Source organism: Limnohabitans rimovensis (SeqCode) (genome assembly GCF_965234775.1).
GTDB classification, from domain to species: domain Bacteria; phylum Pseudomonadota; class Gammaproteobacteria; order Burkholderiales; family Burkholderiaceae_C; genus Limnohabitans; species Limnohabitans rimovensis.
On sequence record NZ_OZ248566.1, the window covers coordinates 216,541 to 236,506 of the forward strand.

Here is a 19,966-nt window from a genome sequence, read left to right on the forward strand (position 1 = left end):
GACTGTCCCTCCCCTTTTCATTGTGATCTGACACCCCATGTTTTTTCTTTTGCGTTGCTTGCAGCGCTGTGTTTTGGCGACTTGTTTGTTGGGATGGTCGGTGGGCGCACAGGCCCTCACCATGGCCCAAGCGCGTGGCATGGCCGAGGGCGATACCGACGCGCGTTTGCAAGTCTTGAACCAAGCCTTGTTGCAGGCCGATGCGTCCACCGCCACTTTTTTGCAGGCACTGGCCGACGACCTGGTGAAGTTTTCAGGCGACACCGTTTGGGTGCTGCGCGATGGGCAGTCATTCAGCCCGGTGGATGGATCAGCCCAAGCCCTTGCAGCTGATGCGCAGGATGTGGTCAGCAACAACCGCATGCGCGGTGAAATTGATGCGGCTTTGGCCGCCTTGAAGTTGCTCAGTCCCGACAACGCTGTGCGCATGAAAGCCGCGCAAGCCTTGATCAAAGAGCCCGACTTGGCCAAAGCCCCACTGATTGCCAAGGCCTTGGCCGCTGAAGGCCGCGATGACATTCGCCAAGCATTGCTTTGGGCCCAGGCGGCCATAGAAATCACCAGCGAAGATACAGCTCAGCGCATGCGTGCTGCGCAAGCCTTGGCGCAGGCCAAAACCCCAGAGGTGCAGTTGCTGCTCAACCAGCAATGGGCCGTGGAGAGCGATGCCCAGGTCAAGGCACAAATCGGTGCTGCCCTGCGCGACATCCAAGCCGCACTGGCCTGGGGCGAGCGCTGGGGGGTGTTGTTCACTGGATTGAGCTTGGGTTCTATTTTGCTGTTGGTTGCCCTTGGTTTGGCCATCACCTATGGCTTGATGGGCGTGATCAACATGGCCCATGGCGAACTGATGATGGTGGGGGCTTATGCGACCTATGTGGTTCAGGGCTTGTATCGCCAGTACCTGCCGGGGTGGTTTGATGCTTACTTGATCGCGGCATTGCCGGTGTCCTTTCTGACCGCCGCATTGGTGGGGGCTGCGATGGAGCGCGGTGTTTTGCGGCATTTGTATGGACGCCCCTTGGAAACCTTGTTGGCCACCTGGGGCATCAGCTTGGTGCTGATGCAAGCCGTGCGCAGTTTGTTTGGGGCGCAAAACGTGGCGGTGGAAAACCCCAGTTGGATGAGCGGTGGCGTACAAGTGCTGGCCAATTTGGTGCTGCCTTGGAACCGCTTGTTCATCGTGGTCTTCGCCATGCTGGTGTTGGTGGGCATGGCCTTGCTGATCAGCCAAACCCGTTTGGGTTTGTTTGTGCGCGGCGTCACGCAAAACCGCGCCATGGCATCTTGCATGGGTGTGCACACTGCACGCATTGACACCATCGCCTTTGCCCTGGGTTCGGGCATCGCCGGTTTGGCAGGTTGCGCTTTGAGCCAGGTGGGCAATGTGGGGCCCGACTTGGGCCAAGGCTATATCGTTGATGCCTTCATGGTGGTGGTGCTCGGTGGCGTCGGCCAACTCGCTGGCACGGTGTACGCGGCCCTGGGCCTGGGGGTGCTAAATAAATTCCTGGAGGGCTGGACCGGCGCCGTGTTGGCCAAAATCGCGGTCTTGGTGTTCATCATTGTCTTCATCCAAAAACGACCGCAAGGTTTGTTCGCGATGAAGGGCCGCAGCGCGGAGGCTTGATCGATGGGCGCTGTTTTGTTACCCAGCCCCAAACCTTTGCTCAGCCCCAGTGGCTGGACGGTTTACATCGTGTGTGTGGCCGTGGTGGCGGCCTTGGCACCCCTGCTCAATTTGATGCTGCCCGCCGGTCACCCCTTGCATTTGAGTGACTTCGCGGTTTCACTGCTGGGCAAGATCATGTGCTATGCCATATGCGCCTTGGCCATGGACCTGATTTGGGGCTTCACCGGTATTTTGTCTTTGGGGCACGGCTTGTTCTTTGCCTTGGGTGGCTATGCCATGGGCATGTACCTGATGCGCCAAATTGGGCGCGATGGCAACTACAAATCGGACTTGCCCGACTTCATGGTGTTTCTGGATTGGAAAGAACTGCCTTGGCACTGGGCCTTGAGCGACAGCTTTGCCGCCACCTTGGCCTTGGTGGTGTTGGCGCCCGGTTTGTTGGCCTTGGTGTTTGGCTTTTTTGCCTTTCGCTCGCGCATCAAAGGGGTTTACTTTTCCATCATCACCCAGGCCATGACCTTTGCCTTCATGCTGCTGTTTTTCCGCAATGAGACCGGCTTTGGCGGCAACAATGGTTTCACCGACTTCAAGCGCATATTGGGCATGCCCCTGGCCACACCGCACATGCGCATGGTGTTGTTTGTGCTCACCGGTTTGACCTTGCTGGGCTTTTACCTGTTGGCACGCTGGCTCATGCGCAGCAAATATGGCCGGGTGCTGCAAGCCGTGCGTGACGCCGAAAGCCGTTTGATGTTTTGCGGCTATTCACCCTTGCCCTACAAGCTCAGCATTTGGGTGTTGTCGGCGGTGATGTGTGGTGTGGCGGGCGCTTTGTATGTGCCACAAGTGGGCATCATCAACCCCAGCGAAATGAGTGCGGCCAACTCGATTGAAATCGCCATTTGGGCGGCTGTCGGTGGGCGCGGCACCTTGATCGGCCCCATCGTCGGTGCATTCTTGGTCAATGGTGCCAAAAGCTGGCTGACGGTCACTGCGCCGGAAATTTGGTTGTATTTCTTGGGCGGCTTGTTCATCATCGTCACCCTGTATTTGCCCCATGGTGTGGTGGGTTGGGTGCGACAGCTTAGGGGCCGCTGGGGTGCCAGTGTTGGCCCGTCCCAGCGGGGTGACGCATGACCCCCGATTTGATGGCCCAAGGGGCCGAGCGTTACCAAAAAGCCCAGGCCCAACGTGCGCAGCCTTCAGAGTCTGGCGGCCGGGCAGCGTCCTACGCCCGTTTGCACCAGGCCGGCGAATTGGACCTGACCCATGGCCGCATCCTTTACTTGGAAGATGTCCATGTGAGCTTTGATGGCTTCAAGGCCATCAACGGTTTGTCATTGGACATTGCCCCGGGCGAGTTGCGTTGCATCATTGGCCCCAATGGCGCGGGCAAAACCACCATGATGGACATCATCACCGGCAAAACGCGACCCGATGCGGGCCGGATTTTTTTTGGCAGCACGATAGACCTGTTGCGCCACAACGAACCCGGCATTGCCCAGCTCGGAATTGGCCGCAAGTTCCAAAAGCCCACCGTGTTTGAGCAACTCAGCGTTTACGAAAACCTGGAACTGGCCTTGAAAACCAACAAAGGCGTGGCGGCTTCCATGCGCTTTCGCCCGAACGGTGTTCAGCGCGACCGATTGGCCGAGGTGCTGGAGACGATTCACCTGTCCACTGCGGTGAATGCCATGGCCGGCAACCTTAGCCACGGCCAAAAGCAATGGCTGGAGATCGGCATGTTGCTGATGCAAGAGCCCAAACTGCTGCTGCTCGATGAGCCGGTGGCCGGCATGACCGACCACGAAACCGAGCGCACCGCCGAATTGTTTTTGTCCTTGAAGGGCAGGCACTCGCTGATGGTGGTGGAGCACGACATGTCCTTCATTCGGCGCATTTCAGACATCGTCACCGTGCTGTGCGACGGGTCGGTATTGGCCCAAGGCACGCTCGACCAGGTGCAGGCCGATGAGCGGGTCATCGAAGTTTATTTGGGGCGCTGACATGCTGAACGTGCAACACATTCACCAGTATTACGGCGGCTCACACATCCTGCGCAATGTTTCGCTCACCGCCCAGCCGGGGCAGATCACCGTCTTGCTGGGGCGCAACGGGGTGGGCAAAACCACCTTGCTCAAGTCGCTGATGGGTTTGGTGCCCATCCGTGAGGGCAGCATCAATTTTGAAGGTCAGTTGATCACCCGTGCCACCCCCTACGAGCGGGCCCGCGCCGGCATTGGCTATGTGCCTCAGGGGCGCGAGATTTTCAACCGCTTGACGGTGGAAGACAACTTGCGCATGGGCTTGGCCACCCGCCCAGGAAGCGCCCGCATTCCGCAAGAATTGTTTGAGTTGTTTCCCATCCTGGACCAAATGCGCCATCGCCGTGGCGGTGATTTGTCGGGTGGTCAGCAACAGCAATTGGCGATTGCCCGCGCATTGGCTGGCGGCCCGAAGTTGTTGGTGTTGGACGAGCCGACTGAAGGCATTCAGCCCAGCATCATCAAAGACATTGGGCGCGTGATTCAACAATTGGCCCAGCGCGGCGACATGGCCATTTTGTTGTGCGAGCAGTACTACGACTTTGCCCAAGAGCTGGCCGACCAATACCTGGTGATGGAGCGCGGAGAGATCATCGCCCATGGGCCTGGCTCTGAAATGCACAGCAAAAATATTCGGCAGTTGGTCTCGATTTAATGGGGGTCAGATTCCAATTCTTTTGGCCCATGTGACTTTGAGCGTCAAGCTACCAGCCTGATTTGTCGCTGAGCTCGCCCCGCCGGTGGGTACGCCGCCCTCCGCCAGTCGCTGCGCTCGGATGTTGTCGGGCGACGCACCCACCACCGGTGCTGCGAAAGAGATGGATGCGCGCCAACAAATGGCAAATCCACATCACTTTGAAATCGGCACGAGTGGGTGTGCGGCCCAACTGGGTTCTGAGCCCGCCCCGCCGGTGGGTACGCCGCCCTCCGCCAGTCGCTGCGCTCAGATGTTGTCGGGCGACGCACCCACCACCGGTGCTGCGAAAGAGATGGATGCGTGCCAACAAATGGCATACCCACATCACTTTGAAACCGGCACGAGTGGGTGTGCGGGCCGACGACGTTGGAGCGAAGCGACCGGAGGAGGCTTGCACACCCCGAGATGGCGGTTTAGAGGGGGAGTTAAATGCCACGCACCGGAGATGGCGGTTTAAGAGGGGGAGTTCAAAGCCACGCATACCCCGAGATGGCAGTTTAAGAGGGGGAGTTACATCGCCCAAATCCGCGGCGGCACCGTGGGCATGCGCCATATGTCGGTGCGCCAAGCCAGCCACACCAACTTGAGCAAATGAAACACCGCTTCCACCTGCGGCGCCAACACACGCAACACCACCATGCGCGGGTCTGGGGAGGTGACGCCTGACCAAACTGTCAAAGGGCTTGCTTCGCACACTTGGCGTGCCACATCCACTGCCAGTTGACGCTGCGCCTCAGCCCACGGGCTGCCTTGGGCCATCACCAAAGTGCCCATGCAGCGCTGGCCGGCCAGCCCCAGGGGGCTGTTGAGCAAGCGTTCATCGCTTGCGGCCAAATGGGCGCGCTCCAACCACATGCCCTTGATTTCCAGGTGCTGCGCATAGTGCCCTTGATCAAAGGCCAAGTTCGCATGTGGCAGGCCCAAAGCCAGCATGTCCCAGGCCATCAATTCGCTGCCGGGTGACAACTGGCCCACCCATTGATTCAAAGCTTGGCAACCGCTGTAGGCAATCGTCTCCAATGGCAACCATTCCAGTTTGGCACCAGGCGCCAAGGCCACACTCACCTTTTGCTGGGCCAAGCCTTGTTCGCTGCGGTAAAAACGGGTCGCCCCTGGGGTGGTGATCAGGGCGTGGGCACCCGCATCGACTTGTATTTGGATGTCCAGGGTGTCACCGCCCACCAAGCCACTCGGCGGATGCACCAGCACGTTGTGGCACACCGCGTCGCCTTCGGGGTACAGGCTTTTGAGCACCCGCAAGGGGCCCTGGTGTTGGTGGTGGACGACGCTGCGCCCCGAGGCTTGTTGGTAATGCAGTGCCAAGCTGGCGGGCCAGCGGTGGGCAGAGGAGGGCAGGTCAGCGGACATATCAGCCGCATTGTGGCGCAGGCGCTTGGCCTGCGCGGGCCATCAAGAGGCGGATTTTTTCTCGGCGGCCACTTGCCGTGCAATGGCCTCGACCTGTTCGTTGGACATGCCAAATTTGGCTTGCAAGGTTTTCAGCTTTTGCTTCTCAGCCTCACTGACCACGCCATCGGCCAAGACCTCGCGCACTTCCATCTCATACAGCGACTCGCGCCGTTGCACTTGGGCGGTGTAAGCCGTGGCCACCACACCGGTCAGGATGGCCGCCAAGGCAATGGCCAAAATTTGGGTCACCACCACCAAGGCCACGCCAAAGTAAGTGACTGGGTCCACATTCCCCCAGCCCGCGATGATGGTCAAGATGAACCAATGCATGGCCGCTGGGATGGATGGGAAGACTTCGGGCTGGTCGTGACCTTCAATGATGTAAATCAAAGACGAAAACAGCAGGCAACTGATGAACAGCAAAAACAGGGCCGAAGAAAAGGAGTCGCGCTCGGATTTGATGGCCTCAAACATGTCGTCCATGGCGCTGTTGTAGCGCGACAGCTTGAAGATGCGCAGCAAACGGAACATGCGCAACACCCGCAAATCGGCGCCGGGCATGAGCAATTGCAGGTAAAAAGGCACGGTGCTGAAAAAGTCGACCAAGCCGTAAATACTGAACAAATATTCTTTGCGACCCTTCCAGGCCAAGCCGGGCTCGGTACCCATGTATTTGCGGCCATACGACCACACCCGCAACACGTATTCAATCGAAAACACGATCACGCTGAACGTGTCGAACACATGGAAAAACTGCTCGTATTCGTCGTGAAAGGATTGCACCGACTCCAAAATGATGGCCACCACATTGGCCACCACCAAAGAGGCGATGAAAATTTCAACCATTTTGCTGGTGCGGTCCATGACCGCGCCATCCAACACCTCGTAAATACGGCGCTGGATGCGGGCCACGGTGCCCAGGCTTTCGGCGGTGGCTTCATTCATGATGACTTCTCCGCTTTGTGCTCATCAATCATGGACTGAACCTGGGCATCCGACAAACGAAACTGTTGTTGCAAGCGGCGCAGGCTTTCGCGCTCAGCATCAGACACCACCCCATCGGACAAGACTTGGCGCAACTGGCTTTGGTAGGCGGCTTTTTTGCGCGACATCTGGTTGGAAAAGGCCGAGGCCACAATGCCGGTCATGATGGCCGCCATGCAAACCCCCAAAAAGCCAGTTAGCAAGGCAATGATTTCTCCGGCTTTGGTCACTGGTTCCACATTGCCGTAACCGGCGGTGATGGTGACAATGGCCCAGTAAATCGAGTGCGGAATAGAGCCAAAGTGCTGGGGCTGTTCGTGCCCTTCGGCAAAGTGCATGAGCGACGCTGACACGACGGTGGCAATCAGCAGCAAAAACGCCGCAGAGCCAAAAGCGCGCCGCTCAGAATGAACCGCAGCAAACAAGTCTTGCAAGGCGGTGTTGTATTTGGACAGCTTGAGGATGCGCAGCAAACGCAAAACCCGCAAGATGCGCAAATCCAAGGTGGGGAAAAACACATGCAGGTAAAACGGCATGGTGGCAAAAAAATCGATCAAGCCAAAGGCACTGAAGATATAGCCCCGGCGGCCTTTCCAGGCACCACCTTCTGTCGCGGCGAACTTGGCCCCGAGCGACCACACCCGCAGCACATATTCCAGCGTGAAAAACATCACGCTCCAAAATTCCAACTCATGAAAAAAATCTTTGTATTCGGCATGGACTTCGGGGATGGAGTCCAAAATCACGGCCGAGCAATTGACCAAGACGACGATGGTGATCAGCCACTCCACATAGCGGCTGACCGCATGTTTGGGCGACCCATCAAGCACCTCCATCACGGTGCGCTGCAGGGATTGCGGTGAAGAAATAGGGGTCACATCAACTCAAGTCAGGATAAAAAACGCACCCCCTAAGGGGCGCGTGTCGGTTTTCAAAGCTTCAACGGTGCTCGAGGATGCGCTTCCAGATTTCGACTTCACTCACGGTCAATCGGTCATCTGACTGTGCCTTTTCCAAAAAGGCTTTCTGATCCACGTAAATACCCAACTGCGCAATTTGGTTGAGCAAGTACTTGTAGTGCTCCACCGCATGCAAGGGGGTTTGTGCAATCACGTTGACCGGCAGTTGCATCAAGCTCTTGCGGGCGTTTTCCATCTCCAATTGGAGGACTTCCAAGATGGAGTTCATTTCCTCCACCGTCAAGTGCAAACGCTTGGCCTCTGAGCGCAACAAGGCCATTTCTTCTTCGTCCAATTCACCATCGCCCAACATTCGCAAAATACTGGCCTTCAAGGCGTCGCGTTCTTTGTGCAGTTGGTCGCTGAAGGCAGACGCCAACAAACCGGCGGGGATGGCAAAAATACCAATGCCCAGCAAGGACATGACCACGGTGATGGCGCGACCAATCGGTGTGACGGGTGAGATGTCGCCATAACCCACCGAGGCCAGGGTGATCACCGCCCAATAAATGGCGGTCGGGATGTTTTCAAACTTCTCGGGTTGGGCCGCGTGTTCAACCAAATAGCCCAAGCTGGCGGTCAGCACGATCAGCAAAATCATGATGAAGGCTGCGGCGCTCATCACCGGCCACTCGCGTTTGATCACCTTGAACAAGGTGGCCGTGGCGTCGCTGCCGCGGGTGAGCTTGAGCAAGCGGGCCAAGCGGAAGATCCGCAAGAAGCGCAAGTCCAGCACATGGTGCAACAAGGCCTCCAAAAAGAAGGGCAAGATCGCCAAAAAGTCGATGAAGGTCGACGGGTTGGTGAACTGTTTGACGCGACCTGTCAGCGGATTGCGGTGGCCCGGTTCCTCCACCGCTGAATAAATGCGCATCATGAATTCGATGGTGAAAATTGCCACCGCGATGGTGTCCAAAATCACAAACTCGATATTGATCAGGTAACTCACCGAGGCCACCGTCTCCAGCACCACAGCGAGCACCGAAATCAGCACCCACACGCCAATGAACAAATCAAAAAAGTCTTTCAGCTTGCCGCCGTAAGCACTTTCAAAGACCAAGGCATGGATTTTTTGGCGGAACGTGCGCTCGCGGTTGAGCTCTTTGAACTCTTTGATGGCCGGCAACAGGACGCGGAAGATTTTCAGAATTCGCAGCAACCGCAAAAAACGCAGGGCCCGCAAGTCCACCGGCACAAAGGCCTGCAAAAAGAAGGGCAGGATGGCCAGCAAGTCGATGATGGCAAATGGGCTCGCCACATAGGCCAAGCGGGGATTGCCTTTTTCTTTGAATTCTTCGTCCTCGGGCGCCAGGTAAAAGCGGGTGAGGTATTCAATCACGAACACGATGATGGAGAACACATCAAAGGCGTGGAACCAGTTTTTGTAGGGTTCAAAGATGGCGGGGACTTGTTCGAGCACCATGGTGAACAAGTTGGCGATGATCAAAATGGCGATCCACTTGTCCACAGACTTTTGGTAGTTGCCCGGGATATTGGGGTTGAGCAGCCAGGCGTACAGCCACTGGCGGCGCGGCAAATCAGGTGAAATGTCGGCCTCTACTTCGACACCCAACAGGTGTGCGGCGTCAAGGTCAGCGATTTGGATGGCTTTGCGGGGTTGTTCCATGGGGCACCTCAGAATTCAAACTCGGCCACTTTGACCGCATAAGCACCCTTGTCACAAACCGACACGCGCACCTGGATTTTTTGATCGATCACCACATCGGGGGTGATCGGAGAAATGATGGTCGGAATGGCCGACCCGGGGGGGGTAGCGGTGATTTTTTCAATCACGATGTTGCCCGCCAAGCTGCGGTCATCGGGGTTGCAGGCGGGCGCAAAGTCCAGCGCAATGCCATCGCGAAACGGGTTGTCCAAGGCCTTCATGTTCGATTGCATCAAGATGGCTTCCAAACAACCACCCCAGGTGTTGGGTGCTTTCGCTGTGGCCGCTTTATCGGCCGCAGGTGCAGCGCCATCAGGGGATGGTGCAGTGCCTGCGCATGCGGCCACGCCAAAGTCCGCTTCAAAGCGGCCCGCGGTGGCCTCTTGCATCCAAGAAACAACGGCTTCGCCATTGCGTTTGGCGGTCTCGGTTTTGTTGGCTTCGGTGTAATTCATCTTCCCAAACCATGCCACCACGGCCAAAGCCACTGCGCAAGACAGCAGGAAGAGCCAGTCTGTGGCAGTGGGTTGCGTCGACACTGGTGGGGTGGGCTGCGCTTGTGCAGAGCTCATAAATATCATCCTCTTGAAATCGCTGACATTTTGAAATTCCAGCTTGTTGTGATTCCGATGATATTCGTAAATCAATTAACAAAATAGAAAAATTTGATGCTGAATGCCAGGATGGTTTATATGTGGCCCACGGCTGAATAATTTAGGGTTCACCCCGGGTGAATAGCGCTGGCAACTCAAACATAAGACTGTTGCGTTATGCGCAAGCATGGCCGCATGCAAATGGATGCATCACGCCAACTGGGATTTCAAAACCCTCAAAGTCTCTCAAGATGCAGCCAGGTCAGGGCGCTGCACAGCCCTGTGCCACGGCAGTGGCGTGGCACTCGGCTCAGGTGTTTTGCGAGCCGCGGTGGGCCCAGGCCGTGGTGTTCTTTTCGATGTAGCTGAACAGCTCATACATGGCCATGGCCATCACGCCCACCACAACCAGGCCAGAAAAGGCCAGGCCCATTTGCATGGCCGATCCGGCAGAAATCAGCAAGTAGCCAATGCCTTCGTTGGCGGCGGTCATCTCAGACACGGTGGTGCCGACAAAGGCCAATGTGATGGCCACTTTGAGCGAACCAAAAAAGTAAGGCATGGAGCGCGGCAGGCCGACCTTGACCAACACGTCCCAGCGCTTGGCCCCCAAGACGCGTAACACGTCTTCGAGTTCAGGCTCCAAGGTGGCCAAGCCGGTGGCGATGTTGACGGTGATGGGGAAAAAACTGATCAAAAAAGCGGTCAAGATGGCCGGGCCAATGCCAATGCCAAACCACACCACCAAGATGGGCACAAAGGCGGCTTTGGGCAGGGCGTTGAAGGCCGTCATCAAGGGGTAAACCGCGGCATAGGCCAAGCGCGAGCTGCCAATCACAAAGCCGAGCAGCACGCCCACCACAATGGCAATGCCAAAACCGGCCATGGTGACCCAATAGGTGCGCCAAGCGTGGGCGGCGATCACCCCCGAATACTCCACGGTTTGCTGGGCGATGCGCGAGGGGCTTGGGAAGATGAATTCAGACACCGAGAAGGCCCGGCACAGGCCTTCCCAGATGAGCAATGTCACCACCAGCAAAATCAGTGGCGACCAGCGTTCGAGTTTTTTGTTGTTCATGGGGCTTGGCGATCGGCTCAGGTTTTGCGAATCGCGCCAATGTGGCTGCGCAATTCGTGCACGATGTCGGTGAATGCGGGGGTGTAGGTGATTTCCAAATCACGCGGGCGCGGCAAATCAATCTCGCGGCGCACCACAAAGCGGCCAGGGCTTTTGCTCATCACATAAACGGTATCGGCCAAAAACACCGACTCGCGCAGATCGTGGGTGACCAAGATGACATTGAAGCGTCGCTCGGTCCACAGGTCGCGCAGGGTGCACCAGAGTTCTTCGCGGGTGAAGGCGTCCAAGGCACCAAAGGGCTCGTCAAGCAACAGCATTTTGGGCTCATGGATCAGGGCGCGGCAAATGCTGGCGCGCTGCTGCATGCCGCCCGAGAGTTGCCAGGGAAATTGGCGCTCGTAGCCGCCCAAGCCCACGCTGCGCAACAAGTCGATGGCGCGGGCTTCAAATTCGGCACGTTTTTCTTTGAACTGGCTGCGGTAGGGTTCGACAATTTCCAGCGGCAGCAGCACGTTGTCCAAGGTGGTGCGCCAAGGCAGCAGCGATGGCGCTTGAAACGCCATGCCACTGATCTTGAGCGGACCGTCGACCATTTGCCCACCCACATGGATGCTGCCCTTGGTGGGGCGGCGCAAACCCGTGGTGAGCTTCATGAAAGTGGATTTGCCGCAACCCGAAGGCCCCACGATGGCGATGAACTCGCCTTGTTTGACCTGGAGGTTGATGTCTTCGACCGCAAAGTGGTTTTGCGCCAACAACTCGTCGTTGTAGGCCAGCCAAACGTTTTGAAAGTCGACGAAGTTTTCGGCAGCAGCAGTCATGAATTCGGGTGCTTATTTTTTAGGCAGGATGTCGAGGTCTTTGGCGCTGGGCAAAAAGCTGCCGTTCCAAATCGCATCGGGGTTGACGCGTGACTTGGTGTTGAAGGCGTCGGAGACTTGCGACGCCATCAGGGCCATGCGTGGGCCTTGGATTTGACCAAAGCCTTCTTTGCGCGCATCGGGGCTGTTGATCACGGTGTCGATGGCCAGCTTGAGGCGGCGCACTTCGAGTTCGGTGTTGATGATGCCGTCGCGGGCCTTGACCGATTCGATGCCTTTGGCAGGGCTGGCGATCACATCTTTGGCGCCTTTGGTGAAGGCCCGCAGGAAGGCTTTCACGGCTTCGGGGTTTTCGCGCAGGATTTTGGGTGTGGCGATGATGGCGTTGCCATACAACTTCACGCCAAAGTCGGGGTACTGCATGACCACCACGTCTTCGGCCTTGACGCCGCGGGCTTCGATGTTGAGCAGCGAGGTGAAGGTGAAGCCGGTGATGGCGTCCACGTCGCCGCGCACCAACATGGTTTCACGCAACGGGGGGTCCATCGCCGTCCAGGCCACGGTGCCAATGCCGTTGGCTTTTTGGAAGATGGGGAAGGCACGGCGGCCGGCGTCAAACACCGGTGCGCCCAATTTTTTACCGGCCAAATCAGCGGGCACTTTGATGCCTGACTTTTTCAGCGCCATGACCGATGCCGGGGTGTTGTTGTAGACCATCATGATGGCCACGGGCTTGTTGGGGGCGTCGGGGTTGTTGGCGTGGAATTCCATCAAGGCGGCCAAATCGGCAAAGCCCATGTCGTAAGTGCCAGAAGCCACGCGGGTGACCGCACCGCCCGAGCCGTTGCCGGCGTCCACTGTCACATCGAGCTTGGCGTCTTTGAAGTAGCCGGCGGCCACGGGGTGGGTGAAAAAGGCGGCTGGGCCTTCAAAACGCCAATCCAATTGGAATTTGATCGGGGTGGTTTGGGCCTGGGCCCAGGTGGCTGACAGGGCCAAGGTGGCCAGCAGGGAAAGTTTGAGGAAGGGGCGTTTGGACATGGAAACTCCTAATGATGGTGAAAGGGTTTAGCAATATAGATGCCCAGCATGGGCAGGTCGCTGGGGGGTCAACACGCATTTTCCCCCATCTGACAACCTGCGCCGCACCTGCGGTGTGCATTGCCAATCCTCATTGGTGCACCTTGCACCAGTTTCGCCTTTGTGCCTGGGAGGGCAGCGCGGGCCTGGCGCGCAGGATCGATCAATCCATACAAAATTGTATACAGTTTGGGTGCGGCGCCACCCCATGAAAACCCGAGGAGGAGCGGTGCCCACCTCAGCGGAAGTGGGTGCTGGGGTTGGCATCGGGTGCAAGGATTGGGTCACTGGCCAAGGGGTTCAGCTGAGCAAATCCAACAGACTGCGCGCCACCACCTTGGTGGCGCGGCGCAGGTCTTGCAAATTCAGCCGCTCATCAGCCCTTTTGGCATGTGACTCGAGCACGGTGCGTGGCCCCGCGCCGTAAATCACGCCGGGGATGCCGCGCTCCACATACAAGCGCACATCGGTGTAGAGCGGTGTGCCCACAGCCGGGATGGGCTCGCCAAAGACCTCCGTGCCATGTTTTTGCAAAGCTTGCACCAAGGGGCGGTTGCCACTCAGGGGCACCATGGCCCGGGCGAGCAACAGGCGTTTGACATCGGCGCGGATGTGGCGGCCCCCCCGCGGCGGCTTGAAGCTGTCCACGGCTTTGGCGATCACTTCGCGCAAATGCGCTTCCACTTGCGCGGGGTCTTCCTCGGGGATCATGCGCCGATCCAGCTTGATGACCACTTTGCCGGGGACCACATTGGTGTTGGTGCCGCCTTGGATCAAACCGACATTCAGATAGGGGTGGGTGATGCCCTCCACTTGGGAGGTGACCTTGAGGTAATCGGCGTTCAGCGCATACAAGGCGTTCAGGATGTGGGTGGCGCCTTGCAGCGCATCCACGCCACTGTCGGGAATCGCGGCATGGCTCATCTCGCCGTGCACCGTCACCTCGAGTTGCAAGCAGCCGTTGTGGGCCACCACCACTTGGTAGCTGAAGCCTGCGGCCATCATCAAATCGGGCTTGGTCAACCCCTTTTCGAGCAACCAACCGGGGCCGAGTTCGCCACCGAACTCTTCGTCGTAAGTGAAGTGCAATTCCACCCCCCCTTTGAGCGGCAAGCCCAGGGACTCAAGCGCCCGCACCGCAAAAGTGAAGGTGGCGAAGTCGCATTTGCTCACCGCGGTGGCGCGGCCAAACATCTGGCCGTCGACAATTTCAGCGCCATACGGGTCGTGGCGCCAGCCCTCGCCGGGGGGCACCACATCGCCGTGCGCATTCAGGGCAATGGTGGGGCCGTCGCCATAGCGGCGGCGCACGATCAGATTGGTGATCGATTCCAAGCCTTGGGCCTGCACTTCGGCGGCAGGCACCTCATGGGCTTCGACCACCATGCCCATGGCGCGCAGCAATTCGGCGGTGCGCTGCGCATGCGGTGTGTTGTTGCCCGGCGGGGTGTCGGTGGGCACCCGCACCAAGGCCTGCAAAAAGCCGACTTCTTCGTCAAAGTGCTGGTCAATCCAGGTATCAATTTGGGCGTGGTGGTTCATGGTGTGGGTGTTTCGTGCAAGTGGTCGAGCAAATGGGCAAAGGCGTCGATGGCCAGTTGGAGGTCATCGCAGCTCACGCTCTCCAAGGGGTTGTGGCTGATGCCGCTGTTTTCGCCGCGCACAAACAGCATGGCCTGGGGCATGACTTCATGCAATTTCATGGCGTCGTGTCCTGCGCCGCTGGGCAAGCGGTGCACCGGCAAACCCAAAGCGGTCACCGCGTTTTCCCAGCGCCGTTGCCATTCGGGGTGGCTGGGTGCGGCCGAAACGCTCATGGCTTTTTCGGTGTGGTGGCGCACCCCACGGCGTTGGCAAATGGCGTCCAACTCGGCCATCACATCGGCCACCAGGGCGTCGCGTTGGGCGTCGAGCGGTGCGCGCATGTCCAAGCTGAATTGGCAGCGACCCGGCACCACATTGATCGAGCCATTGGGCACTTGCAACTGACCGATGGTGGCCACCGAGTCGCCGTCGCGCGCAGCACGCCGCTCCATGTACAAGGCCAATTCGGCCATGGCCACGGCGGCGTCTCGGCGGCGGTCCATGGGTGTGGTCCCCGCGTGGCTGGCCATGCCGTGGATGTCGCACAAATAACGTTCGCTGCCGTTGATGCTGGTCACCACGCCCAAGGGCATGTCCAGTTCGTTGAGCACCGGGCCTTGCTCGATGTGGACTTCCACAAAGCCCAGGTAACGGGATGGGTCGCGTTGCAAGGTGCCAATGGCCTTGGGGTTCAGCCCCACTTGGGCCATGGCCTCGCGCATGGCAATGCCGTCGGCATCGGTTTGATCCAGCCAAGCGGGGTTGAACTGCCCCACCAAGGCCCCAGAGCCCAAAAACGTGGCCCGGTAGCGCTGGCCTTCTTCTTCGGCAAAGGCCACCACCTCAATGCCGTGGGCCAAGCGCCGGCCCTGGCGGGCGAGTTCGCGCACACAGGCCATGGGCACCAAGATGCCCAAGCGCCCGTCGTACTTGCCCCCATTGCGCACCGTGTCGTAATGCGAGCCGGTGAGCAAGCGTTGGGCCTTGGGCGATGCCCCGTGATAGACGCCCACCACATTGCCCACCGCGTCGGTGTGGACCTCGTCAAAGCCGCAGGCTTGCATGCCCAAGGTGAGGGTTTGGGCGCAGGCTTGGTGCGCGGCGGTGAGGTAGGTGACGGTCAACTCGCCGCGCTCGGCAAAGCCGGGGTCGCTGAATTGCGCCAGCCACTCGTGCCAGTCCCAGACCTCTTGGCCCAAGCTGGGGTGAACGCCGAGTTTGTCGTTGAGGCGAATTTCGGCAATGCGGTGGATGTTGCGCAAGGCCTCGGCGAATTCAAAGTCCACCGGGTTGCCCAAACGCCTTTGCCAGGTGGCGATGATTTGTGCACGGTTCAGCCCCTGGCTGCGCGGACCCCGCACCGCCAAGATGAAGGGAAAGCCAAATTTGGCGTTGTAGTCGCGGTTGAGTTGCTGGATCAGGGCCAGCTCTTGCGCATTGCAATGGGTCAGGCCCGCTCGACTTTGCTCATCGGTGGAGGCGGCGGTCAGGGCATTGCCCAACATGGCCTTGCCGGCCAATTCGGGGTGGGCACGGATCAGTGTGAGCTGCGCTTCACGCCCCGCAGAGCGCAGCACCTGCACCATGGCTTGTTTCAGGTGTGCGGCGCTGGTGAAGGGGCGCTGGGCCAGGGCTTTTTCGGCGATCCAATCGGAGTGCTCGTACAAACCATGCAAGGCCTGCAATGCCGCAGCGGGCGGCATCGCATTCAGTTGGTCAAGGCTGAGTGTCATGGTGCTTCCTGGTAGGGGTGGACTTGGCGCCAATGCTGGGCCACGTCGATGCGCCGGCACACCCAAACCCGGTCGTGGCGCTCAATGTGGTCCATGAACTTTTGCAGCGCCACGATGCGGCCAGGGCGGCCGAGCAATCGGCAGTGCATGCCTACGCTCATCATCTTGGGGCTGTCAGCACCTTCGGCATACAAGGCGTCAAAGGTGTCACGCAAGTAAATAAAGAAGTCTTCGGCTTGGGCAAAGCCTTGGGCCGATGAAAAGCGCATATCGTTGGTGTCCAAGGTGTAGGGCAGCACCAGGTGGGGCACCACTTGTCCATTGGTTTTGGCCACTTTCATCCAAAAGGGCAGGTCGTCGCCGTAGTAGTCGGAGTCGTAGACAAAGCCGCCGTGGTCGACCACCAAGCGGCGGGTGTTGGGGCTGTCGCGCCCGGTGTACCAACCCGCACCGTGCACGGTGTCGCTTTGGCCATGGCGCTGCCCGGTCAGGCGCTCGATGATGGCCAGGGCTTTGTGCATGTGGTCGCGCTCGGTGGCTTCGTCCAGGTTTTGGTAGTGGATCCAGCGCCAGCCGTGGCAGGCGATTTCATGTCCCAGCTCATGGAAAGCGGTGGTCAATTCAGGGTGACGCTCCAGGGCCATGGCCACGCCAAACACGGTCATGGGCCAGCCTCGGCGCTCAAACTCGCGCAGGATGCGCCACACCCCCACGCGCGAGCCGTATTCGTAAATGCCTTCCATGCTCATGTGGCGGTCGGGGTAGCTGGCCGGGTTGAACATTTCGCTCAAAAACTGTTCGCTGCCGGCGTCGCCGTGCAAGGTGGCGTTTTCGCCGCCTTCTTCGTAGTTGAGAACAAATTGCACCGCCACCCGGGCTTGGCCGGGCCATTGGGCGTGCGGCGGGTTGCGGCCGTAGCCGACCAAGTCGCGGGGGTAGGGCCGGGTGCTGTCGTAGTTCATGGGGGGGTCCTTTTCCTCAGTGCCAGACATCAGCGCAAGGCTTGTGCCACATCGTTGCTGGGCACGGTGCGCTCAAACATCAAGCTGTCTTCCACATGTTGCAGGTGCTCGGCCATCAAAGACACGGCCAAGTTTTCGTCGCGCGCCGCCATGGCTTGCACGATGGCAGCGTGCTCATCAGCCGAATGCCGCGCGGCGTGGGCGCTTTGGTACATCAGGGTGATCAGGGCGCAGCGCGAGATCAAGTCGTTGAGCATGTCGGCCAAAACTGGGTTGTCCATCAACTCGGCCATGCGCACATGAAAGTCGCCGAGCAACTCGGTTCGGGCGCTCACATTGTCTTGGGCGATGGCTTCGCGCTCTTGGGCCACGTGCTCTTGCAAACTTTTCAACCACGCTGGTTGTAATTCGCGCACAAAAGCGCGGGTCATTTCGGCCTCCAACATGCGCCGCACGCCAAACACCTGGCGCGCTTCGCTCACCGACGGGGTGGCGACAAATGCGCCGCGTGCGGGCTCCATTTGGATCAGCCGCTTTTGCGACAGCTGAAACAGGGCTTGGCGCACCAGGGTGCGCGACACGCCGTAGTGGTCGGCCAGCTTTTGTTCGGCCAGTTTGGCGCCGGGCTGCAAGCGGTGCTCGACGATGGCGCGGGTCAGGCCTTCCACGATTTGATCGGTGGGTGTGCTGGTGTCGGGCATGGCAGGGGGATGGCTATCAATCTGAAATTTCAAAAAATTGTATACACTTTTGATTTTGACCAACGCCAAGGAATGCCCATGGGATTGAGCACACATGTTTTGGACACCATGCACGGCTGCCCGGCGGCGGGCATGGGTGTGGCCTTGTTCACCACCCAAGGCGGGCAAGCCCAGCTCGTCAAGCGGTTTGTACTGAATGCCGATGGGCGCAATCCCGACGGCCCTTTGTACGACAACCACAGTTTGAAAGCAGGCATTTACCGCCTGGTTTTTGATGTCAAAGCCTATTTCGCCGGTCGGGGTGTGGCGCTGCCAGAACCCGCCTTTTTAGACCAAGTGAGCCTTGACTTTGGCGTGGCCGACGCCAGCAGCCACTACCACGTGCCTTTGCTGGTCAGCCCCTGGGCTTATTCCACCTACCGGGGCTCCTGAGGCAAATCGGCCTTTTAGGGGGGCCCCAGACTTTTTTCATGCGCGACAGGGGCGTGCTGTCGGCTGTCCCTAAAATGCCTTGAACCCCTCAACCCAACACCCCCATCCCATGTTTCCTGTCACCAACACGGTTCGCTTTGTGCTCGACGGCCAGATCGTTGAAGCCAAGGGTGTGCGCCGCACCACCACAGTTTTAGATTACCTGCGCGAGCAGCTTCAACGCACGGGCACCAAAGAAGGTTGCGCCGAAGGCGATTGCGGCGCTTGCGTGGTCATGGTCGGCGAGCTCAACGCCAGCGGCAAAGGCGTGGATTACCGCCCGATCAACAGCTGCATCCATTTGCTGCCGTCGCTGGATGGCAAATCGATCAAAACCGTTGAAAGCTTGAAGCGCACCGATGGCAGTTTGCACCCAGTGCAACTGGCCATGGTGGACTGCCACGGCTCGCAGTGCGGCTTTTGCACCCCCGGCATCGTGATGAGCCTGGTCAATCTGGTGCAAATCAAGCCCCAACCCCAGCGCTTGGAGATCACCGACGCCCTCAGTGGCAACCTGTGCCGCTGCACTGGCTACAAACCCATCATCGATGCCACCGAGCAAGCCTGCCAAAAGGGCACCGGGCTCAAACTCGATGACCAAGCCGATGTGCCGCTGCTGCAAGAGATTCGCCGCGCCAGCGTGCCCACCCTGAGCTTAGAAGGTGAAATCATCTCCCAGCCGGTGCTGCGCACCCGCAAGGGCAATGAGTTTGTGGCCCCCGCCACCGTGGCCGAGGTGGCCGCCTATTTGACCCAGCACCCCCAAGCGACTTTGCTGGCGGGCAGCACCGAAATCGGTCTGCAGGTCAACAAGCAATACACCCGGCCCGACCACATTGTTTATTTGGGCAATGTGACCGAGCTGCGCCAAGTGCAAGACAGCCCCCAAGCTTGGCGTGTGGGTGCTGCGGTGTCCTTGGAAGACACCATGAACCTCATCAAAGACGCCTACCCCGACTTTGCCGAGGTGCTGCGCCGCTTTGGCTCACCGCCCATTCGGTCCACCGCCACCTTGGCGGGCAACATCGCCAATGGTTCACCGATTGGCGACTCCATGCCCTGCTTGCTGGCCTTGTCGGCGGTGTTGCACCTGCGCCGGGGCAGCAAAACCCGCGCACTGTCCTTGGAGCAGTTCTACACCGGCCAGAAAAAAACCGTTTTGCAGCCCGGCGAATTCATCGAGGCGGTCGAGATCCCCAAACCACGGCCTGGACAGGTGTTCAAGGCGCACAAAATCAGCAAGCGCTTTGAGCAAGACATTTCGGCCACCTGCGCGGCCATGCGCTTTGAGTTGGTCAACGGCCGTCTCAAAAATGTGCAACTGGCTTACAACGGCTTGGCGCCGTCACCCTGCCGCGCGCCGCGCTTGGAAGCGGTGCTGGAAGGCCAAGCGCCAGCTTCGGTCACACCGGCCGCCTTGGACACGGCCATCGCCGCCAGCTTCACCGCACGTGACGGCTTGCGCGCCAGTTGGGCCTATCGCGCCTTGGTGGCGCGCAACCTGGTGTTGCAATTCATTGAAGACAACCAAACCGTGGAGGCTTGA

General features: G+C 59.0%; 18 protein-coding genes. 6 read left to right on the forward strand and 12 right to left on the reverse strand.

Translation table 11 applies throughout. From position 1 onward, the window contains the following. The first annotated feature begins 37 nt into the window (after nucleotides 1-37). From urtB to urtE, 4 genes are read left to right on the forward strand one after another with little or no spacing between them, the layout of a single operon-like run. Nucleotides 38-1,630: an urea ABC transporter permease subunit UrtB gene (gene urtB, locus AC8GFZ_RS09895; RefSeq protein WP_506644714.1), complete on the forward strand. Its 1,593-nt coding sequence runs from the start codon at nucleotides 38-40 to the stop codon at nucleotides 1,628-1,630. Nucleotides 1,631-1,633: 3 nt separating this feature from the next. Further along, entirely contained in the window at nucleotides 1,634-2,770 is a 1,137-nt protein-coding gene (urtC, locus tag AC8GFZ_RS09900) for an urea ABC transporter permease subunit UrtC (protein WP_506644715.1), read from the forward strand. Then, nucleotides 2,767-3,639, forward strand: coding sequence for an urea ABC transporter ATP-binding protein UrtD (gene urtD / locus AC8GFZ_RS09905; RefSeq protein ID WP_506644716.1), 873 nt, complete (start codon nucleotides 2,767-2,769; stop codon nucleotides 3,637-3,639). The genes urtC and urtD overlap by 4 nt, the downstream gene beginning before the upstream one ends. Nucleotide 3,640: 1 nt before the next feature. Then, nucleotides 3,641-4,333 (forward strand): urea ABC transporter ATP-binding subunit UrtE, encoded by a 693-nt coding sequence (urtE, locus tag AC8GFZ_RS09910; RefSeq protein WP_506644717.1) that lies wholly within the window; start codon nucleotides 3,641-3,643, stop codon nucleotides 4,331-4,333. 552 nt (nucleotides 4,334-4,885) lie between these two features. On the opposite strand, the gene AC8GFZ_RS09915 is transcribed toward urtE, so the two are convergent. The 12 genes from AC8GFZ_RS09915 to AC8GFZ_RS09970 all read right to left on the reverse strand — a co-directional run bounded on the left by AC8GFZ_RS09915 (nucleotide 4,886) and on the right by AC8GFZ_RS09970 (nucleotide 17,949). Next, complete coding sequence (locus AC8GFZ_RS09915) at nucleotides 4,886-5,743, reverse strand: urease accessory protein UreD (RefSeq protein ID WP_506644718.1); 858 nt, start codon at nucleotides 5,741-5,743, stop codon at nucleotides 4,886-4,888. Between the two features lie 42 nt (nucleotides 5,744-5,785). Then, a complete protein-coding gene (locus AC8GFZ_RS09920) occupies nucleotides 5,786-6,730 on the reverse strand; it encodes an ion transporter (protein ID WP_506644719.1) in 945 nt (314 codons plus the stop codon). Continuing rightward, nucleotides 6,727-7,647 (reverse strand): ion transporter, encoded by a 921-nt coding sequence (locus tag AC8GFZ_RS09925; RefSeq protein ID WP_506644720.1) that lies wholly within the window; start codon nucleotides 7,645-7,647, stop codon nucleotides 6,727-6,729. The genes AC8GFZ_RS09920 and AC8GFZ_RS09925 overlap by 4 nt, the downstream gene beginning before the upstream one ends. A gap of 61 nt (nucleotides 7,648-7,708) precedes the next feature. Then, nucleotides 7,709-9,355, reverse strand: coding sequence for an ion transporter (locus tag AC8GFZ_RS09930; protein WP_506644721.1), 1,647 nt, complete (start codon nucleotides 9,353-9,355; stop codon nucleotides 7,709-7,711). 8 nt (nucleotides 9,356-9,363) lie between these two features. After that, on the reverse strand, nucleotides 9,364-9,966 hold the full coding sequence (locus tag AC8GFZ_RS09935) for a hypothetical protein (RefSeq protein ID WP_506644722.1): 603 nt from the start codon (nucleotides 9,964-9,966) through the stop codon (nucleotides 9,364-9,366). Nucleotides 9,967-10,297: 331 nt separating this feature from the next. Further along, nucleotides 10,298-11,065 (reverse strand): ABC transporter permease, encoded by a 768-nt coding sequence (locus AC8GFZ_RS09940; RefSeq protein ID WP_506644723.1) that lies wholly within the window; start codon nucleotides 11,063-11,065, stop codon nucleotides 10,298-10,300. A 17-nt stretch (nucleotides 11,066-11,082) separates the two neighbouring features. Beyond that, entirely contained in the window at nucleotides 11,083-11,889 is an 807-nt protein-coding gene (locus AC8GFZ_RS09945; protein WP_506644724.1) for an ABC transporter ATP-binding protein, read from the reverse strand. 12 nt (nucleotides 11,890-11,901) lie between these two features. Further along, nucleotides 11,902-12,930, reverse strand: coding sequence for an ABC transporter substrate-binding protein (locus tag AC8GFZ_RS09950; RefSeq protein WP_506644725.1), 1,029 nt, complete (start codon nucleotides 12,928-12,930; stop codon nucleotides 11,902-11,904). Nucleotides 12,931-13,269: 339 nt separating this feature from the next. Then, entirely contained in the window at nucleotides 13,270-14,511 is a 1,242-nt protein-coding gene (locus AC8GFZ_RS09955) for a M20 family metallopeptidase (RefSeq protein WP_506644726.1), read from the reverse strand. Beyond that, complete coding sequence (uraD, locus tag AC8GFZ_RS09960; RefSeq protein WP_506644727.1) at nucleotides 14,508-16,286, reverse strand: 2-oxo-4-hydroxy-4-carboxy-5-ureidoimidazoline decarboxylase; 1,779 nt, start codon at nucleotides 16,284-16,286, stop codon at nucleotides 14,508-14,510. The genes AC8GFZ_RS09955 and uraD overlap by 4 nt, the downstream gene beginning before the upstream one ends. Beyond that, nucleotides 16,283-17,248: an allantoinase PuuE gene (puuE, locus tag AC8GFZ_RS09965; protein WP_506644728.1), complete on the reverse strand. Its 966-nt coding sequence runs from the start codon at nucleotides 17,246-17,248 to the stop codon at nucleotides 16,283-16,285. The genes uraD and puuE overlap by 4 nt, the downstream gene beginning before the upstream one ends. Before the next feature lie 29 nt (nucleotides 17,249-17,277). Next, nucleotides 17,278-17,949 carry a GntR family transcriptional regulator gene (locus tag AC8GFZ_RS09970; protein WP_506644729.1) on the reverse strand — a complete coding sequence of 224 codons (672 nt, stop codon included), beginning with the start codon at nucleotides 17,947-17,949 and terminating at the stop codon, nucleotides 17,278-17,280. 78 nt (nucleotides 17,950-18,027) lie between these two features. Between AC8GFZ_RS09970 and uraH the strand changes: the two genes are divergently transcribed. Together uraH and xdhA are read left to right on the forward strand one after the other, a co-directional pair. After that, nucleotides 18,028-18,381 carry a hydroxyisourate hydrolase gene (uraH, locus tag AC8GFZ_RS09975; protein ID WP_506644730.1) on the forward strand — a complete coding sequence of 118 codons (354 nt, stop codon included), beginning with the start codon at nucleotides 18,028-18,030 and terminating at the stop codon, nucleotides 18,379-18,381. 109 nt (nucleotides 18,382-18,490) lie between these two features. Continuing rightward, the gene (gene xdhA / locus AC8GFZ_RS09980) at nucleotides 18,491-19,966 is read left to right on the forward strand and encodes a xanthine dehydrogenase small subunit (protein WP_506644731.1); all 1,476 of its coding nucleotides are present in this window, start codon (nucleotides 18,491-18,493) and stop codon (nucleotides 19,964-19,966) included.

Bases quoted from the DNA above. Each gene is read 5' to 3' on its own strand.
- urtD (WP_506644716.1), top strand. From the start codon at position 2,767: ATGACCCCCGATTTGATGGCCCAAGGGGCCGAGCGTTACCAAAAAGCC.
- AC8GFZ_RS09945 (WP_506644724.1), bottom strand. From the start codon at position 11,889: ATGACTGCTGCTGCCGAAAACTTCGTCGACTTTCAAAACGTTTGGCTG.
- uraD (WP_506644727.1), bottom strand. From the start codon at position 16,286: ATGACACTCAGCCTTGACCAACTGAATGCGATGCCGCCCGCTGCGGCA.
- AC8GFZ_RS09935 (WP_506644722.1), bottom strand. From the start codon at position 9,966: ATGAGCTCTGCACAAGCGCAGCCCACCCCACCAGTGTCGACGCAACCC.
- uraH (WP_506644730.1), top strand. From the start codon at position 18,028: ATGGGATTGAGCACACATGTTTTGGACACCATGCACGGCTGCCCGGCG.
- AC8GFZ_RS09915 (WP_506644718.1), bottom strand. From the start codon at position 5,743: ATGTCCGCTGACCTGCCCTCCTCTGCCCACCGCTGGCCCGCCAGCTTG.
- urtB (WP_506644714.1), top strand. From the start codon at position 38: ATGTTTTTTCTTTTGCGTTGCTTGCAGCGCTGTGTTTTGGCGACTTGT.
- AC8GFZ_RS09950 (WP_506644725.1), bottom strand. From the start codon at position 12,930: ATGTCCAAACGCCCCTTCCTCAAACTTTCCCTGCTGGCCACCTTGGCC.
- AC8GFZ_RS09930 (WP_506644721.1), bottom strand. From the start codon at position 9,355: ATGGAACAACCCCGCAAAGCCATCCAAATCGCTGACCTTGACGCCGCA.
- urtE (WP_506644717.1), top strand. From the start codon at position 3,641: ATGCTGAACGTGCAACACATTCACCAGTATTACGGCGGCTCACACATC.
- AC8GFZ_RS09920 (WP_506644719.1), bottom strand. From the start codon at position 6,730: ATGAATGAAGCCACCGCCGAAAGCCTGGGCACCGTGGCCCGCATCCAG.
- AC8GFZ_RS09940 (WP_506644723.1), bottom strand. From the start codon at position 11,065: ATGAACAACAAAAAACTCGAACGCTGGTCGCCACTGATTTTGCTGGTG.
- urtC (WP_506644715.1), top strand. From the start codon at position 1,634: ATGGGCGCTGTTTTGTTACCCAGCCCCAAACCTTTGCTCAGCCCCAGT.
- AC8GFZ_RS09970 (WP_506644729.1), bottom strand. From the start codon at position 17,949: ATGCCCGACACCAGCACACCCACCGATCAAATCGTGGAAGGCCTGACC.
- xdhA (WP_506644731.1), top strand. From the start codon at position 18,491: ATGTTTCCTGTCACCAACACGGTTCGCTTTGTGCTCGACGGCCAGATC.
- AC8GFZ_RS09955 (WP_506644726.1), bottom strand. From the start codon at position 14,511: ATGAACCACCACGCCCAAATTGATACCTGGATTGACCAGCACTTTGAC.
- puuE (WP_506644728.1), bottom strand. From the start codon at position 17,248: ATGAACTACGACAGCACCCGGCCCTACCCCCGCGACTTGGTCGGCTAC.